The 15,002-nt window shown below is 67.2% G+C and carries 14 protein-coding genes and 1 pseudogene; 8 read left to right on the top strand and 7 right to left on the bottom strand.

The window, feature by feature from the left end:
- Positions 1-220: 220 nt before the first annotated feature.
- Positions 221-2,212, bottom strand: a complete 1,992-nt coding sequence (locus Q0X16_RS05875) for an SDR family oxidoreductase (RefSeq protein ID WP_297831871.1) — start codon at positions 2,210-2,212, stop codon at positions 221-223.
- Positions 2,213-2,362: 150 nt separating this feature from the next.
- Between Q0X16_RS05875 and Q0X16_RS05870 the strand changes: the two genes are divergently transcribed.
- Together Q0X16_RS05870 and Q0X16_RS05865 are read left to right on the top strand one after the other, a co-directional pair.
- A complete protein-coding gene (locus Q0X16_RS05870; RefSeq protein WP_297831869.1) occupies positions 2,363-2,620 on the top strand; it encodes an acyl-CoA-binding protein in 258 nt (85 codons plus the stop codon).
- A gap of 11 nt (positions 2,621-2,631) precedes the next feature.
- On the top strand, positions 2,632-3,258 hold the full coding sequence (locus Q0X16_RS05865) for a TetR/AcrR family transcriptional regulator (RefSeq protein WP_297831866.1): 627 nt from the start codon (positions 2,632-2,634) through the stop codon (positions 3,256-3,258).
- A 185-nt stretch (positions 3,259-3,443) separates the two neighbouring features.
- Here the strand turns inward: Q0X16_RS05865 and Q0X16_RS05860 are convergent, their stop codons facing one another.
- A complete protein-coding gene (locus Q0X16_RS05860; protein WP_297831864.1) occupies positions 3,444-3,869 on the bottom strand; it encodes a hypothetical protein in 426 nt (141 codons plus the stop codon).
- Positions 3,870-4,002: 133 nt separating this feature from the next.
- On the opposite strand from Q0X16_RS05860, the gene Q0X16_RS05855 reads away from it, so the two are divergent.
- Entirely contained in the window at positions 4,003-4,860 is an 858-nt protein-coding gene (locus Q0X16_RS05855) for a hypothetical protein (RefSeq protein WP_297831861.1), read from the top strand.
- A gap of 66 nt (positions 4,861-4,926) precedes the next feature.
- Here Q0X16_RS05855 and Q0X16_RS05850 read toward each other — a convergent pair whose 3' ends face one another.
- The 4 genes from Q0X16_RS05850 to Q0X16_RS05835 form a co-directional block, all read right to left on the bottom strand.
- The gene (locus Q0X16_RS05850) at positions 4,927-5,916 is read right to left on the bottom strand and encodes a restriction endonuclease (protein ID WP_297831859.1); all 990 of its coding nucleotides are present in this window, start codon (positions 5,914-5,916) and stop codon (positions 4,927-4,929) included.
- 295 nt (positions 5,917-6,211) lie between these two features.
- Positions 6,212-6,805: a phasin family protein gene (locus Q0X16_RS05845; RefSeq protein WP_297831856.1), complete on the bottom strand. Its 594-nt coding sequence runs from the start codon at positions 6,803-6,805 to the stop codon at positions 6,212-6,214.
- Between the two features lie 78 nt (positions 6,806-6,883).
- A complete protein-coding gene (locus tag Q0X16_RS05840; RefSeq protein ID WP_297831853.1) occupies positions 6,884-8,116 on the bottom strand; it encodes a patatin-like phospholipase family protein in 1,233 nt (410 codons plus the stop codon).
- 67 nt (positions 8,117-8,183) lie between these two features.
- Positions 8,184-8,978: an FHA domain-containing protein gene (locus tag Q0X16_RS05835; protein ID WP_297831849.1), complete on the bottom strand. Its 795-nt coding sequence runs from the start codon at positions 8,976-8,978 to the stop codon at positions 8,184-8,186.
- 158 nt (positions 8,979-9,136) lie between these two features.
- Between Q0X16_RS05835 and Q0X16_RS05830 the strand changes: the two genes are divergently transcribed.
- From Q0X16_RS05830 to aroA, 5 genes and pseudogenes are all read left to right on the top strand, one after another.
- Positions 9,137-9,409, top strand: coding sequence for a polyhydroxyalkanoic acid system family protein (locus tag Q0X16_RS05830; RefSeq protein WP_297831847.1), 273 nt, complete (start codon positions 9,137-9,139; stop codon positions 9,407-9,409).
- A gap of 167 nt (positions 9,410-9,576) precedes the next feature.
- Complete coding sequence (gene serC, locus Q0X16_RS05825) at positions 9,577-10,662, top strand: 3-phosphoserine/phosphohydroxythreonine transaminase (RefSeq protein ID WP_297831844.1); 1,086 nt, start codon at positions 9,577-9,579, stop codon at positions 10,660-10,662.
- 124 nt (positions 10,663-10,786) lie between these two features.
- Positions 10,787-11,854, top strand: a pseudogene (gene pheA, locus Q0X16_RS05820) (prephenate dehydratase); the annotation flags it as partial.
- Positions 11,851-12,963 (top strand): histidinol-phosphate transaminase, encoded by a 1,113-nt coding sequence (gene hisC / locus Q0X16_RS05815; protein ID WP_297831839.1) that lies wholly within the window; start codon positions 11,851-11,853, stop codon positions 12,961-12,963. The pseudogene pheA and the gene hisC, both read left to right, overlap by 4 nt.
- Positions 12,960-14,264 carry a 3-phosphoshikimate 1-carboxyvinyltransferase gene (gene aroA, locus Q0X16_RS05810; RefSeq protein WP_297831837.1) on the top strand — a complete coding sequence of 435 codons (1,305 nt, stop codon included), beginning with the start codon at positions 12,960-12,962 and terminating at the stop codon, positions 14,262-14,264. Before hisC ends, aroA begins: the two co-directional genes overlap by 4 nt.
- A 37-nt stretch (positions 14,265-14,301) precedes the next feature.
- Here the strand turns inward: aroA and Q0X16_RS05805 are convergent, their stop codons facing one another.
- Positions 14,302-14,988: a hypothetical protein gene (locus Q0X16_RS05805; protein ID WP_297831835.1), complete on the bottom strand. Its 687-nt coding sequence runs from the start codon at positions 14,986-14,988 to the stop codon at positions 14,302-14,304.
- Between the last annotated feature and the right edge of the window lie 14 nt (positions 14,989-15,002).

The raw sequence follows: 15,002 nt of genomic DNA, 5'->3' as shown, positions 1-15,002 counted from the left end.
TTGACTGCCTGTCTGCTTTTGCCTTTCGGAAGATGCCCAATGCGATGCCAGCGGATGGGCGGCCCCATACGCGACCATCGGCGGCATGGATGCCGCCTGCGAGCCTACATGGACGTATTCACGGCGTGTCGCCCGCAAGGCCGCGCTCCTCGGCTGGCGGCCCTTGAAGCTCCTTCTTGCCTCCCGAGATGCCGGCGAGCAAGGCGCGCGACGCCCGTGCCTACCAGTGCACCCCGCGCATCAGCGCCGCGAAGGCGATCTGTTCCTGGCTGGGGATTTCGTCCTTGCCCGACTTGCCTTCGCCCTTGGCCGCCGAGGAATCGGGGAACAGTTCGAACGCGGTGCTCATCACCACTTCGTAGGCTTTCGGCGCGACCGCGTTGACCAGCGCGGCGAAAACGCCGAGGCGGGTGGCGATCCGGCTCGGACGCTCGATGATGCCCTTGACCACCAGGTCGGCGGCCTCGTCGGGGGTGAGCGTCGGCACGCTGTCGTACATCTTGGTCGGCGCGATCATCGGCGTCTTCACCAGCGGCATGTTGATGGTGGTGAAGGCAATGTGCTTGCCGGACAGTTCGCCCTGTGCGCAACGGCTGAAGGCGTCCAGCGCGGCCTTCGACGCCACGTAGGCGGAGAAGCGCGGCGAGTTCGCCAGCACGCCGATCGAACTGATGTTGATGATGTGGCCTTTGCGGCGTTCGATCATCTTCGGCATGAAGCCCATGATCAGGCGCAGGCTGCCGAAGTAGTTGAGCTGCATGGTGCGCTCGAAATCGTGGAAGCGATCGAAGCTGAGCGCGATCGAACGCCTGATCGAGCGGCCGGCGTTGTTGACCAGAACATCGACGTGTCCGTGCTTTTCCAGCACGGTCGCCACCAACCGGTCGCAATCGGCTAGGTCGGCGAGATCGGCGGTGTAGGCGAACACCTTGCCGCCGGCGGCGATCATGGCATCGCGCGCGGCGAACAGTTCGTCCTCGCGGCGCGCCACGATGATGGTGGTCGCGCCCGCCGCCGCGACTTTCTGCGCGGTGGACAGGCCGATGCCGGAGGAACCGCCGGTGATGACCACCACCTTGCCGCGCACCTTGCCCTTGAGCGAGTGGTCGACGAACAGGTCCGGGTCGAGATGGCGCTCCCAGTAATCCCACAGCCGCCATGCGTAGGACTCCAGCGGCGGCACGGAAATCCCGCTGCCCTTAAGCGCGCGCTCGGCCTCGCGGTTGTCGAAGCGGGTCGGGTAGGTGATGAAGCCGAGAACGTCCTTCGGGATCCGGAAGTCGCGCAGCAGCATGCCGACGAAACGGCGTACCGGCGGCAGGCTGCCGACCGCGGCGCGCACGCTGCCGGGCAGGAAGGCGAACATGCGCGCGTCGATGCGCATGGTCATTTCCGGGGCGTGGCCGGCCCGGGCAAAGGTGTTGAGCACCTCTCCGGCGCGCATCGGCTCCGGGTCGGTGAGATGGAAGCAGCGGCCGTCGAGGCGCGGCTTGTGGGCGATGTGATCCATCGCGGCGGCGACGAAATCGACCGGAACCAGGTTGATGCGGCCGCCCTCGATGCCCAGCGTCGGCATCCACTGCGGCAGCGTCGCGCGCAGTTTCTTGAGGAAGGTGAAGAAGTAGTACGGGCCGTCGATCTTGTCGATTTCGCCGGTCTGCGAGTGGCCGACCACCATGCCGGGGCGGTAGATCCGCCACTTGACGCGCTTCTCGGCGCGCACCAGCCCTTCTGAATCGTGCTTGGTGCGCAGGTAGGGATTGTTCAGCCCCTCGGCCTCCTCGAACATGTCCTCGCGGAACACGCCCGGATACATGCCGGCAGCGGCGATCGAACTGGCGTGGTGGAAGCAACCGGCCTTGAGCGCGGCGGCGAGGTCGAGCGCGTGCTGGGTGCCGTCGACATTGGCCACGCGCTGCGATTCGGCATCGGCGGCCATGTCGTAGATCGCGGCCAGATGGAAGAAATGCTTGATCTTGCCGCCGCCGAGGCTGCGCACCTGCGCGGCGCTCAGGCCGCAGCGCGGTGCGGTCATGTCGCCGGCCACCGCCAGCACGCGTTTGGGATCCCAACCATGCTTCTTCGCCAGCGCGGTGAATTTCTTCATCGACGCCTTGCGCACCAGCACGTGGATGGTGCCCTTGCGCTTGAGGAGGAGATCGATCAGATGCCGACCGATGAATCCGGTGCCGCCGGTGACGAAATAGCTCATGACCTGTCCCTGCCCCCCGATTGAGTTGAATCCGACCCGTGGTCGTGTTGCATACGTTGCCAGAGCGCAGGCTTCGCGACAATGCCGTGGCGTATTGACCCCTGCCGCGGCGCGTGGTGTCATGGCCGCATCCAGGCACGGAGTTGGGTCATGGCCGATCTCAAGGCAGCGTTCGAACAAGCGTCGGAAGCCATCAAGGGGCTCAAGGAGCGGCCGGACAACGACACCTTGCTGCGCCTGTACGCACTCTACAAGCAGGGCAGCGAGGGCGACGTCAGCGGCCCGAAGCCGGGTTTCTTCGATTTCGTGGCGACCGCCAAGTACGAAGCCTGGGGCAAGCTCAAGGGCACCGCGCAGGATCAGGCGATGCAGAAATACATCGATCTGGTGAAGAAACTGACGGCCTGAGCGGATCGGACGTGGCCAGACAGACCCGCCAGCGCATCCTCGACGCTTCGCTGTCGATGTTCAATGCGCAGGGCGAGCCGAACGTCACCACCAACCACATTGCCGACGAGCTGGAGATCAGCCCGGGCAACCTGTACTACCACTTCCGCAACAAGGACGACATCATCGAACAGCTGTTCGCCGGCTACGAGGTGCGCATGGACGCGGCGCTGGCCGCGCCGGAGGGGCGGCTGCCGGGGCTGGAGGACGTCTGGCTGCAGCTGCACCTGGTGTTCGAGTGCATCTGGGACTATCGCTTCCTGTACCGCGATCTGGTCGACATCCTGACCCGCAACCGCCGGCTGCGGATGCGCTTTGCGCGCATCCTCAAGCGTGCCGACGAACGTTCGCGCGACGTCATGCGCGGCCTGCTGCAGGCCGGCATCATGCGCGCTTCCCGGGCCGAGCTGGATGCCGCGGCCACCAATATCCTGGTGATCGCGACCTTCTGGCTGAACTATGCGGCTGCGCGCGGCGAACACGACGAGCGCAAGTCGATCCGCGATGGCATCGTGCAGGTGATGCTGTCGATCGCGCCGTTCCTGCGCGACGCCGAACGCCTGCATCTGAACACGCTGACCGGCGCCTATCTCGACTGAAACCGGGCTGGGTATCTGCTCTGGAGGGGGTCGATCGATGAGCGATCGGGGCTTGTCGCCCTGCCAGCATGGCGGGCGACACGCCGTGAATACGTCCATGTAGGCTCATAGGCGGCATCCATGCCGCCTATGGTCGCCCGCCACACTGACAGGACGACAAGCCGTTGTGATTGCTACGGGGCGACTCAACCCGCGCGCTTGCTGCGGCGTGCCGGGGCTGACTTGCGAACCGTGCGCCGCGCCGCCTTCGGCGTCGCCTTGGGTGCCGCCTTGCGGCGCGCGGTGTGCTGCGGGCCGAGCTGGATCCCGACACGTTGCGCGATCGGTGCGATGCCGGCCTGTACCGTGCGGCCAACCGGGCACAGGAGGGGCTGGACGCGATCGCTCAGGGTCTCGATCCCGGCGCGGGCCTCGGCGTTGAGCTTGCGCACGGCGTCCCGGGCGTCGGCTGACGCGAGCCGGGTGCGCAGGCCGGCTTCGTGGATCGCGCCCGCCGCGCTGCGGCGTGCGGCAACGACGGCGCCAAGCGCGGCCAGCCACAGATGGCGCGGATTGAGATCGAGGGCTTCAGCGCGAGGAGTGCGGGTCTTCGTGTTCTTGCGGGCGGCCATGACGGACTCCGGGGTCGGGAAATTGGGGCCAGCATGCCGCCCGGATGTCGAGCAATCACACTACCCCTGCACTTGCCATTGCACCCGACTGGCCCGATGCTCACACCCACACCTGACCCCGGAGTTCCACGACATGGCCGCGAAGAAATCGTCCGCCTGGGCGCCTTTCCCCCACGATGCCAAAGCCTTCCAGTTCGCCGGCGATGCCTTGAAGAAGGCCTGGCCAAAGCTGCATGCCGGCGATTGCGAACCGTACCCGGACGCCAAGCGTGCCGCCGCGCTGCTCAAGGCTGCCGGAAAATCCGCACCGAAACTGGATGCCGAAGCGCTGGCCGCTACATTGCAGGATGCCTGGCGTGCCTTCCATCGCGGGGATTTCCAGCAGGCGTTCGAGTCTGGCGAGGCGCTGGGGCCGGTGGGCGCGTCGGTGGCGGTCAAGGCGCTTGGAATCCACGCGACCTATCTGGTCGAGGATGAAGCCGAGCGCCTGCGCCGCCACGAGCTGGGAGGAAAGCTTGCGGAAGCGGCGATCAAGGCGCTTCCGGAGGAAGCCAACAGCCATTACCGGCATGCCTTCGCGCTGGGCCGTTACAGCCAGGGAATTTCGATCGCCAAGGCGCTCAAGCTGGGGATCGCCGGCAAGGTGCGCGCCTCGCTGGATGCCGCGCTGGAACTGGCGCCCAAGCACGCCGAGGCGCACATGGCGCTGGCGCTCTATCACGCCGAAATCGTCGGCAAGATTGGCGCGATGATCGGCGGGCTGACCTATGGCGCGAAGGCGTCAGAAGCCGACAAACACATCCGCGAAGCGCTCAAACTCACGCCGGCCTCACCGATTGCCCATGTCGAACACGGCAACCTGCTGTTGCTGCTCGATGCCCGGCGCAACGAGGACGCGGCTGCGGAAGCCTACGAAAAGGCTGGCAAGTGCAAGCCGCTGGACGCGATGGAGACGCTGGACGCGGCCTGGGCGCGCGCGCAGATCGAATGACGCGCCTGCCCGTCGGAAGATGATGCTCCGATCAACCGCTGTACGGCCGGCGGACCGGAACGGCCGTCAGTAGGCGCGGCACTGCTTGAAGCGGACCTGTTTGTCGCTGCCCTCCGGCGGCTGCAGCTGGATGCGCGAGGCGGCCAGTTCCGGATACTGTTCGAGCAGCGGGCAGATGTCGTTGAACGGATCCGCGTTTTCCGACGAGAGATAGACCATCAGGGTCGATTGGCTGGACCACAGCGCACGGCTGACGCCGAACAGGGTGGCAACCGCGTTGGCGGCTTCCTTTCGGCGCTGGTCGAGTTCGCGGGTGTCGGCCGGCACGCCCGGCTGGGCCGGACGTTCGTCGGCGGAGGGTGCGGCGGCAGGTCGCTGGGCTGCCGGCGGGGCCGTGTTCGCTTGCGGTGCAACGGCCTCGGAAGGAAGGCTGTCGGGGCTTTGCGTGAGGCCGTCCACAGCCACGAAGGCCAGGGTGCCGGCCAGCGCTGCGCCGAGCCAGACGAAGGCCTGGGTCTTGGCTGGAATGGCTGCCGAAGGTGATGTGACCGGCACAGGTTCTTCCGGGCGCGCAACGTAGGGACGCACTTCCGGCCACAGGGTTTCGCCATCGATCAGTTCGACCTGATGATTGGCCACGATATCCGCGATGTCGCCTTCGAAACGCCCCGGCGTCACCACGATCACACGGCTGGCGCCGTGCAAGGAGGCCTTGGTTGCAGCGGAGGCGACAACCTGCGGCGCGACCGTCGCCCCGGTGCCGTACTGGCAGGACAGCAGCGCGAGTTCGTCCGCGCGCTTGAGCAGGATGTCGCTGCCATCGCTGGGAATCCCGTCGGGCGGATCTTCCGGCCCGATCACCGGGTTGTAGCCGCGGCCGTGCATGGCCTGCAGCACCAGACGGGCAAAATCGCGCCAGCGCAGCTGGGCGAGTTGCTCAGCGCCGCGGCGCACGGGCTCGGACTGCGGCGCAGCGTTCTTGCCACCACGGAGCCAGACGGTCAAGCCGGCACCGACGCCGACAAAGACGAGCAGGGCGATCAAGAAAGGGATCATGCGCTGAACGGTTGCTGTGAGCCGAGCGCAACTATACCGCGTGGCATCCACCGTTGGGCGGATCGCCCGGCGAAACGATGCCCGCCAGTCCGTATGGCAAGGGAGGGGGTGCCACAGGGGCGGACTGGCGGGACTTTACCGATGCGCAACGAAACAGCCACGAATGGGTCAGCGGAGCAGGGCAACACTGATCCGGTCAGCACTGCGTCGAACGGGAAAGCGACCGTGCCGTCATTCTGGATTTCCCGTTCCGTGACGCGGTCGTTCAACGCGTCCCGGTTGGATGGGCTGACGCTTACTCGGCAGCGGCGCCCGACTTGGCCGACTTTCCGGCGGCAGGCTTCCGGGCCTTGGCCGCCCTGGCAGCCTTGGCAGGCTTGCTCGTGGCTTTTTTGGCGGTGGCGGGACGATCTGTCTTGGATGTCTTCTTCGCAGTGCCCGCACTCGGCTTGGCGCCAAGCTTGTGCAGGGCGGCGGTCAGGCGCTCGACGCGCTCGGTCAGGGCATTGAGGTCGTCGCGACCGGGGACGCCGAGCTTGACCAGCGCCCGCTGGACGCGTTCCTCGAACACCTTTTCCAGCTTGTCCCAGGTGTCGACGGCACGTTCCTTGGCCTGTCCGACGCGGCCTTCGACCACGCCCTTCACGCCGGTGACGCGGCTGCCGGCAAAGCGGCGCGCGGTCTGTTCCAGCGACAGGCCGTCGCGAACCAGACTTTCGAACAGGCGTCCGCCTTCGGCCTGCGCGCGATTGAAGGCGCCCATGCCGGCCAGCCAGATCTGCTGTGCGGATTCGGTGATCGACCGGTTCATGCGCGGGGCATCGGACTGCGCCCCGGGCTTGCTGGTGCCGGTCGGCTTCTTGCTGGCGGATTTCTTGAGCTTGGCCATAGCGGTTTCCCTGCGTCGCGGCGACGCGTAGTTGGTTGGAAGGATTGCGGCACAGGATCCGCACTTCGTCTAGAGCATTCACACCACGCGCTGAAGAAGGTGCTCGATGTCGTCCAGATTGCGTGCAAGCCGGGCCGTCGTTTCGGTTCGATGCACGCCGGCGGGCAGTGCGTCGAGCAGAACGCGGTGGGAATCGGCCAGTACCTGTTCGCGCAGGCCGATGCCGTGCCGTGCCAGCAGCGGCTCCAGCAACTCGCGCCGGTTGCGAAGGTCGTCGAGGGTGTTGCGGTAGCCCAGCTGCGAGATCCGCTGCCGTGCCGAGAAACTGAAGATGTTGGTGTAGAACAGGTCGCGGTCGATCGCATTCGGTTCGAACACGATCTGGTTGATGTGCGGGTAGCGCTGCGGGTAGCGCGCCAGTCCCACCTGCATGCGCGATTGCAGCATGGTGCGCAGGGTCTGGGACAGCACGCCCGGCAATCCGGCTTGGGCGATCTGGCGATCGCCGAAGCGGGCGTGGCCCGCCTCGCGGGTCGGATTGAACGGCACCAGCGGATTGATGCCGATCAGCAGATCGACGTCGCGGTCGAGCAGGATCGAGGCATGCATGGTGCGCCGCAGGGCGCCATCGACGAAGTTGCGACCGCGCAACTCGACCGGCGGGTACAGGCCGGGCAGGGCCGAGCTGGCCTGAACTGCGCGCGAGATCGGAACGTCGTCCCAGCCCGGGCCGCCGAAACAGGTGGTTTCGCTGCTGTCCAGATCGACCGCGATCACGAACAGCGGGCGCTTGAGCTTGCGGAAATCGTTGCTGCGGCCCTTGTGCGAAAAAAGCTCGCCCAGGAATCGCTCGACCGGGGCGTTGTCGAACAGGCCGGTCGGGATCAGGCCGCCGAGGCGGTTGAGCAGTTCCGACCAGCGCGACCCGGTGTCCGGGGAGACCAGGTCGTGGAGCAGGCGCATGCCCTGTTTGGGCGCTGCCGCGGCGCGCTTGAGGTATTCCCGAAAGGCCGGCTGCAGGAAAATTTCCGGTGAAAACGGAACGTCCGCGCATTCGCCCTTGAGGAAAATCCGGCACAGCTCCGCAGTGTCCATGCGATTGGCCAGGCCGGCGGCGAAGAAGGCGCCCGAGCTGACCCCGACGTAGCCGTCCATGCGGGTGAGATCGAGTCCCTCGCAGGCCTCTTCGAGCGCGCGCAGCACGCCCAGTTCGTACATCGCCCCGACCGGGCCGCCGCCGGCGATCGCCAGACCGATGCGCGGATGGCGCTTTTTCGGCCCCGGATCGCGCGCCGCGTGAATCGAAAGCATGCGCTTGCCTCGTGTGCTGATCTTGCCGAGTGTAGTCGAGCGGATGCGTCCGCGCCCGACCGGCGCGTCAGCGCGGCCCGAACACGAGCAACGCCGACAGACCGGCTGCCAGCAGCACGGCGGCCACCAGCAGCCACGGGATCCGGCTGGCCCAGCCGTGTTGCGGGGGGATGGGCGCGGCGTCCAGCTCGGGATCGATCCTCCGGGGCAGGGGCACTGGCGCGGGCGGGGCTTCGAGCAGGAAACGGTGCTGCGGACTGAATGCGATCTGGTCGCCGCCGTGCAGCACGGCCTCGCGCACCGCCCGGCCGTTCACCTGCACCGCATCGCTCATTGCGTGCAGCAGAAACTGCCCGTTGCTCTCTTCGATCATGGCGTGCTGCGGCAGGATGCCGTGGCCTTCGATCCGCAGGTCGGCATCTGCGGTGCTGCCAACCCGGCAGGGTCGGTCGAGGCTGATGCTGCGGCCATGGTGGCGACCGCCGACGCCGCGCAGGACCACGCGCACGCTGGCCGCGGGATCCTGCGGCGGGGCGATTTCGGTCGTGGGCTTGGTATCGACGTCGGACAGCAGCAGCAGCTTGCGGCCGGCCACGTGGATGCAGTCGCCGGCCCGCAGCATGGCGACCTGCTGGATCGGGCGGCCGTTGACGTGGACGCCGCGCAACTGGTCGGCGACCGTCAGCCAGATGCCGCGACGATCGTTGCTCAGCTGCAGCAGCCACGGCGACTGGGCATCGACCGGCGCCAGCTGGCCGGCGGCTCCGCGCCCGAAGGTCAGCACGCCGTCGCCCAGCGCCAAGTCGGGCTGGGCCGGGCCGGGCTGGCCGTCGTCGCAGAATCTCAGGAACGGATGCTTCATCGTCGCGCAATCTAGCAGGTCGGAATGGTGCTGCGGAGTGAACTCATGGCAGGGTCAAGCCTCTGACATCAACAACGTCATGGGCTGCTAGCATGGGCCAGTCCCGGCCGGCGCCAGCCGTCGGCAACCCGCAACCCGTCATGGAGCCCCGTCCCCGCATGTCGCGCATCGAAATCCGGCACGCCCATTCCCTGACCCGTGCAAAGGCGAAAAAGGCCATCGACGAGGTGGCGGTCAAACTCGCCGAGCGGTTCGGGATCGACTACGCATGGGAAGGCGATGCGCTGCAGTTCTCGCGACCGGGCGTGGACGGCGAAATCGCGCTGGGCGAGGGCGAATTGCACGTGCACGCCAAGCTCGGATTCTTCGCGGCGATGTTCAAGGAACCGATCGAAAGCGAGATTCGGCGGGTGCTGAAGGAAAAATTCTAGGGCAACGCCGGCAACCCCGGTCTTGCGGCGCTCAAGTTTCCATGTCGGATTTTCGGCGTGTTTCTAGGCCGATAACCGCTGGTCATTGCGCGGGCATGGCCTTCGGCCCATGCGAGCGTGCTGCGCTGCGGCATACTTGATCCTTCCCACCCTCGGAATTCGCTGCGATGGCGCGCGCGTTCAACTTCAGCCCGGGCCCGGCCACCCTGCCCGAAGCCGTGCTGCTGCGGGCACAGGCGGAATTGCTGGAATACCGCGACTGCGGCGCCTCGGTGCTGGAGATCAGCCACCGTGGCGCCGATTTCATGGAACTGGCGCAGCGCGCCGAAGCCGATCTGCGCGCCCTGCTGTCGATTCCGGACGATTATGCGGTGCTGTTCACCAGCGGCGGAGCGACCACGGTGCAGGCCCTGCTGCCGCTCAATTTCGCGGCCCCGGGGCAGGCGGCGGACTATGTGGTGAGCGGCCATTGGGGCAAGACCGCGCTGCGACAGGCGGCAACGGCCGTGGATGCGCGGGTCGCGGCCAGCAGCGAAGGTGGCGGTTTCCGCGACCTGCCCGAGCGCCAGGGCTGGATGCTTTCGCCGGATGCGGCCTACCTCCACCTGACCGCCAACGAGACCATCCACGGCGTCGAGTGGCGGCAGTTGCCGGAATTCGGCCAGGCGCCGGTGATCGCGGATTTCAGTTCGTCGATTGCTTCCGAACCGCTCGATGTGGCGAAATTCGGCGCGATCTACGCCGGGGCCCAGAAGAATCTCGGCCCGGCCGGCATCACGGTCCTGATCGTGCGCCCCGATCTGCTGGAACGCGAGGGCCAGCCGCGGGCGCCGGTCCTCGACTACCGTGCCCAGGCCAAGGCCGGCTCGATGCTCAACACGCCGCCGACCTGGAACTGGTACCTGCTCGGGCTGTGCCTGCGCTGGACGCTGGACCAGGGTGGGGTGGACGAATTCGCCCGCCGCAACGCGCGCAAGGCCGCGTCGCTGTACGCCGCCATCGACGGCTCCGGCGGCTATTACCGCAATGAAGTCGCGCCGCGCGCACGCTCGAGGATGAACGTGCCGTTCTTCCTGCACGATCCCGCGCTGGATGCGACCTTCATCGCGCAGGCGCGCGAGGCGGGCCTGATCGGCCTGAAGGGCCATCGCGTGCTGGGCGGGATGCGGGTATCGCTCTACAACGCGCTGCCCGAGGATGGCGTGCGGGCATTGATCGATTTCATGCAGGAGTTCCAGAAATCCCATGGCTAAGAAGACCGACAAGACGCCCAAGCCGTCGAACGCGCGCGTGCGAAGGGGCAGGAACGCGGAGGATGCCGGTCAGGCGTCCACGGACTCCCGCCCACGCGGGAGCGACGAGCCGAAGAAGCCCGACCTGGCGGCGGTGCGCGTCCAGATCGACGGCATCGACCGCCAGATCCAGCAGCTGATCGCCGAACGCGCGCACTGGGCGCATCAGGTCGGCAAGGCCAAGGGCAAGCTGGCTGCGGCAGTCGACTACTACCGGCCCGAACGCGAGGCGCAGGTGCTGCGCCAGGTGGTCGATCGAAACGACGGCCCGCTGTCGGATGAGGAACTTGTGCGCCTGTTCCGCGAGATCATGTCGGCCTGCCTCGCCCAGCAGGAACCGCTGAAGATCGGTTATCTCGGGCCCGAGGGCACCTTCAGCCAGCAGGCGGTGTACAAGCACTTCGGCCATTCCGCGCACGGCCTGCCGATGGGCAGCATCGAGGAAGTATTCGCCGAGGTGGCATCGGGCAGCGCCGATTTCGGCGTGGTGCCGGTCGAGAACTCCGGACAAGGCACGATCCAGGTGACGCTGGACATGTTCCTGAGTTCGCCGCTGCGGATCTGCGGCGAGGTCGAACTGCAGATCCACCAGTACCTGCAATCGCGCAGTGGGCACATCGAGGACATCGAGCGCGTCTTCGCGCATCCGCAGACGCTGGGGCAGTGCAGCGGCTGGCTGCGCAAGAACCTTCCGAAGGCCGAGCGGATCCCGGTGTCGAGCAATGCCGAAGGCGCCCGCCGCGCGCGTGGCGCCGATGACGCGGCGGCGATCGCCGGAGAATCCGCGGCGGTGGTGTACGGACTGAAGAAGATCGCAGGGCCGATCGAGGACCGCGCCGACAACACCACCCGTTTCCTCGTGATCGGTCGCGAGATGTTCCCGCCGTCCGGCAACGACCGCACTTCGCTGCTGGTGTTCATCCGCGATCGTCCGGGCGCGCTGTACGGCGTGCTGGAGCCGCTGGCGCGGCGCGGCATCAGCATGAACCGCATCGAGTCTCGCCCGGAGCACGGCTACAAGTGGCAATACGCGTTTTTCATCGACGTCGCCGGCCATTGCCAGGTGGCGCCGCTCAAGGACGCGCTGGACGAGATCGCGGAGCACGGCAGCGAAGTGCGCGTGCTCGGCTCCTATCCGGTGGCGATCACGTGATCGATTTCGGCCAGCGGGCGCTGCCGGGCGTGCGCGGCCTGCGCGCGTACGACCCGGGGCACGATCTGGTCGCGCTGCGGCGGCAGTTCGAGCAGCCCCTGGTGGAACTGGGATCGAACGAGAATCCGTATGGCGCCAGCCCGCGCGCGGTGCAGGCGGCCGGCGCCGCGTTGGAGCGCATGCACGTGTATCCCGATCCCCGGGGTGGGGATCTCAAGCGTGCGTTGGCGTGGCACCACCGGGTCGAAAGTGCCAGCATCGTGCTGGGCAACGGCTCGCACGAGCTGTTGATGCAGTTCGCGCAGGTGTTCGCGGGCCCAGGCGATGAAGTTGTCGCATCGCAATTCGGATTTGCCGTGTACGCGCTGGCCGCGCAGGCCGCAGGTGCGGCGCTGATGGTGGCCCCGGCCCATTCGTCCGGGCATGCGATGCCGCGCGGGCACGATCTGGAGGCGCTGCTTGCCGCGGTTGGACCGAAGACCCGGCTGGTGTTCCTGGCCAATCCGAACAATCCCACCGGCACCTGGTTCAGCCACGATTCCTTCGCCGCGTTCATGGCGCGGGTGCCGGAGGACGTCATCGTCGTCATCGACGAGGCCTACGCCGAATTCGTCGACGCGCCCGAGTGCGCCAGCGCGCTTTCGTTGTTGCCGGAGTATCCCAACCTTGTCGTCACCCGCACCTTCAGCAAGGCCTATGCGCTGGCCGGCGTTCGGGTGGGTTATGCGATCGCGCATCCCGACTGCATCGCGGTGATGGAGCGCGTGCGCGAAAGCTTCAACGTCAACGCACCGGGGCTGGCCGCAGCCGAGGCCGCGCTGGGCGATGTCGAGCATCTGCAGGCGGCAGTGGATGGCAACAGGGTGCAGCGCGAAGCACTGGCCTCCGCCCTGCGCGTGTGGGGACTGGTGGTCGCGCCGTCGCAGACCAATTTCCTGCTGGTCGAGTTCGGCCCCGAGACCGACCGCGTCGAAGCGGCGCTGCGCCAGCGCGGGATCGTGGTGCGTCCAGTGGGCGGCTACGGACTGGGGGATTGCCTGCGAATCACGGTAGGAACGGCCGAGGAAAATGCGCGCCTGCTGGTGGCGCTGGGGGCGGTCTTCGCATGAGATCAGGGCAGAATTGGTATGCCGGGCCGGGTCGGGCGCTGCGCGGAGTGCTGGAAATGCCCGGCGACAAGTCGATCTCGCACCGCGCGGTGATGCTGGCGGCGCTTGCGGATGGCATGTCGCGGATTGACGGCTTTCTTGAAGGCGAGGACACCCGCGCCACCGCGAAGATTTTCGGGCAGATGGACGTGCGCATCGAAACGCCATCGCCATCAACACGCATCGTGCATGGCGTCGGCGTGGATGGGCTGAAAGCCCCGGATGGTGCGCTGGACTGCGGCAATTCCGGTACCGGAATGCGGCTGCTGGCCGGCTTGCTGGCGGGTCAGGCCTTCGATTCGATCCTCACCGGCGATGCTTCGTTGGGCAAACGCCCGATGCGGCGCGTCACCGAGCCGCTGGCGCGCATGGGCGCGCGCGTCGAAACCGGCAGCGGAGGCACGCCGCCATTGCGGATTCATGGCGGGCAGACGCTGGCCGGCTGCGCGCATGTTCTCGAAGTCGCCAGCGCACAGGTCAAGTCCGCGCTGCTTCTGGCCGGGCTGTACGCGCGCGGCGAGACGTCGGTAGTCGAGCCGCGCCCGACCCGCGATTACACCGAACGGATGCTCTCGGCGTTCGGCGTCGAGGTCGCGTTTTCACCCGGCTTCGCGCGCTTGCGCGGTGGGCAGCGGCTGCGGGCGAAAGATATCCACGTGCCCGCCGATTTCTCCTCGGCGGCGTTCTTCCTGGTGGCCGCCAGCATCGTGCCCGGTTCCGATCTCACCTTGCGCCAGGTTGGGCTGAATCCACGCCGCACCGGGCTGCTGCACGTGCTGCGCCACATGGGGGCGGACATCGTCGAGGAGAACGCTTCCGACTGCGATGGCGAGCCGGTGGCCGATCTGCGTGTGCGTTACGCGCCGCTGCACGGGATCGAGGTACCGGTTGCGCTGGTGCCGGACATGATCGACGAGTTCCCGGCGCTGTTCGTTGCCGCAACCTGCGCCGACGGCCCCACCGTGGTGCAAGGCGCTTCGGAACTTCGGGTCAAGGAATCCGACCGGATCGCGGCGATGGCTGAAGGTCTGCGCACCTTGGGCGTGCGGGTGGACGAAGCGCCGGACGGTGCCGTGATCCACCCCGGCCCGCTCGGCGGCGGCACGGTCGAAAGCCGCGACGACCACCGCATCGCGATGGCGTTCGCGGTGGCCGCCCAGCGGGCGAGCGGCGAAGTCCACATCCGCGACGTGGCCAACGTCGCGACTTCGTTCCCGGGCTTTGACGCGCTGGCGCGCAGCGCCGGGTGCTTCCTGGAATAGCGCCTGCAGCGATGCCGCGGGCGCGAGTCCGGTCGCGTTATTGCCTGACGACTACGTCGTCGTGGCTGTCCTTGCCGCAATCGTCGATATCCGCCTGGGTCATCGTCGCGTAAGGCTTGAAGGCGGGCAGCGACTCGGCCAGTCGCTGCTGGGCCGCCAGCAGCGGAGTCAGCTGGGTACAGATCTGGCGGGCTGCGGCTTCGATCTTCTTGCTCTCGGCCTCGATCCGCGCCTCGTACTCCTTCTGCGCCTTTTCGCCACCGAGGATCAGGCCGGGAATGCCGCCGACCGCCATGCCGGCGATGCCGACGCCCTGTGAACCGATCGCCATGCCGGCTTCGGCAATGGCGATGACCTGTTCGCGGTAGGTCAGCAGGTCGCGGCGCTGCTGCGCATTGATCGCCACCGGCTTTCCCTCGATCAGAAGATCTCCTTGCGGCGTGATCTCGGCCTTCGGCAGGGTGTCGTCGTTGTCACCGATCCGGTGGTCGCCGATCTGGATGCGATTGCCGCTGATCGGCAGGTTCTTGCTGTGCAGGTCGCGGCGCGCTTCGTCGAAGGCGCGGTCGACCTGACGTGCGATGAAGCCCTTTTGCCCGGCGTCGTTCGGGGCGGTCTGCCCGGACGCGGCGGGTGCAGCTGCGGGCGGAGTGGGCGCCTGGTTGCAGCCCGACAGCGGCACGGAGGCGAGCAGGATCAGGGCAAGTGCGTGCTTGATGGTCATGTGTGTGTCCTCGG

Source organism: Thermomonas sp., assembly GCF_025993755.1.
GTDB lineage: Bacteria > Pseudomonadota > Gammaproteobacteria > Xanthomonadales > Xanthomonadaceae > Thermomonas.
Note: the sequence above shows the minus strand (reverse complement) of the source record. Positions and strands in the feature narration are given on the sequence as shown.

Coding starts and splice junctions, on each gene's coding strand:
- Q0X16_RS05875 (WP_297831871.1), bottom strand. CDS start 2,212: ATGAGCTATTTCGTCACCGGCGGCACCGGATTCATCGGTCGGCATCTG.
- Q0X16_RS05870 (WP_297831869.1), top strand. CDS start 2,363: ATGGCCGATCTCAAGGCAGCGTTCGAACAAGCGTCGGAAGCCATCAAG.
- Q0X16_RS05860 (WP_297831864.1), bottom strand. CDS start 3,869: ATGGCCGCCCGCAAGAACACGAAGACCCGCACTCCTCGCGCTGAAGCC.
- Q0X16_RS05855 (WP_297831861.1), top strand. CDS start 4,003: ATGGCCGCGAAGAAATCGTCCGCCTGGGCGCCTTTCCCCCACGATGCC.
- Q0X16_RS05850 (WP_297831859.1), bottom strand. CDS start 5,916: ATGATCCCTTTCTTGATCGCCCTGCTCGTCTTTGTCGGCGTCGGTGCC.
- Q0X16_RS05845 (WP_297831856.1), bottom strand. CDS start 6,805: ATGGCCAAGCTCAAGAAATCCGCCAGCAAGAAGCCGACCGGCACCAGC.
- Q0X16_RS05840 (WP_297831853.1), bottom strand. CDS start 8,116: ATGCTTTCGATTCACGCGGCGCGCGATCCGGGGCCGAAAAAGCGCCAT.
- Q0X16_RS05835 (WP_297831849.1), bottom strand. CDS start 8,978: ATGAAGCATCCGTTCCTGAGATTCTGCGACGACGGCCAGCCCGGCCCG.
- Q0X16_RS05830 (WP_297831847.1), top strand. CDS start 9,137: ATGTCGCGCATCGAAATCCGGCACGCCCATTCCCTGACCCGTGCAAAG.
- serC (WP_297831844.1), top strand. CDS start 9,577: ATGGCGCGCGCGTTCAACTTCAGCCCGGGCCCGGCCACCCTGCCCGAA.
- aroA (WP_297831837.1), top strand. CDS start 12,960: ATGAGATCAGGGCAGAATTGGTATGCCGGGCCGGGTCGGGCGCTGCGC.
- Q0X16_RS05805 (WP_297831835.1), bottom strand. CDS start 14,988: ATGACCATCAAGCACGCACTTGCCCTGATCCTGCTCGCCTCCGTGCCG.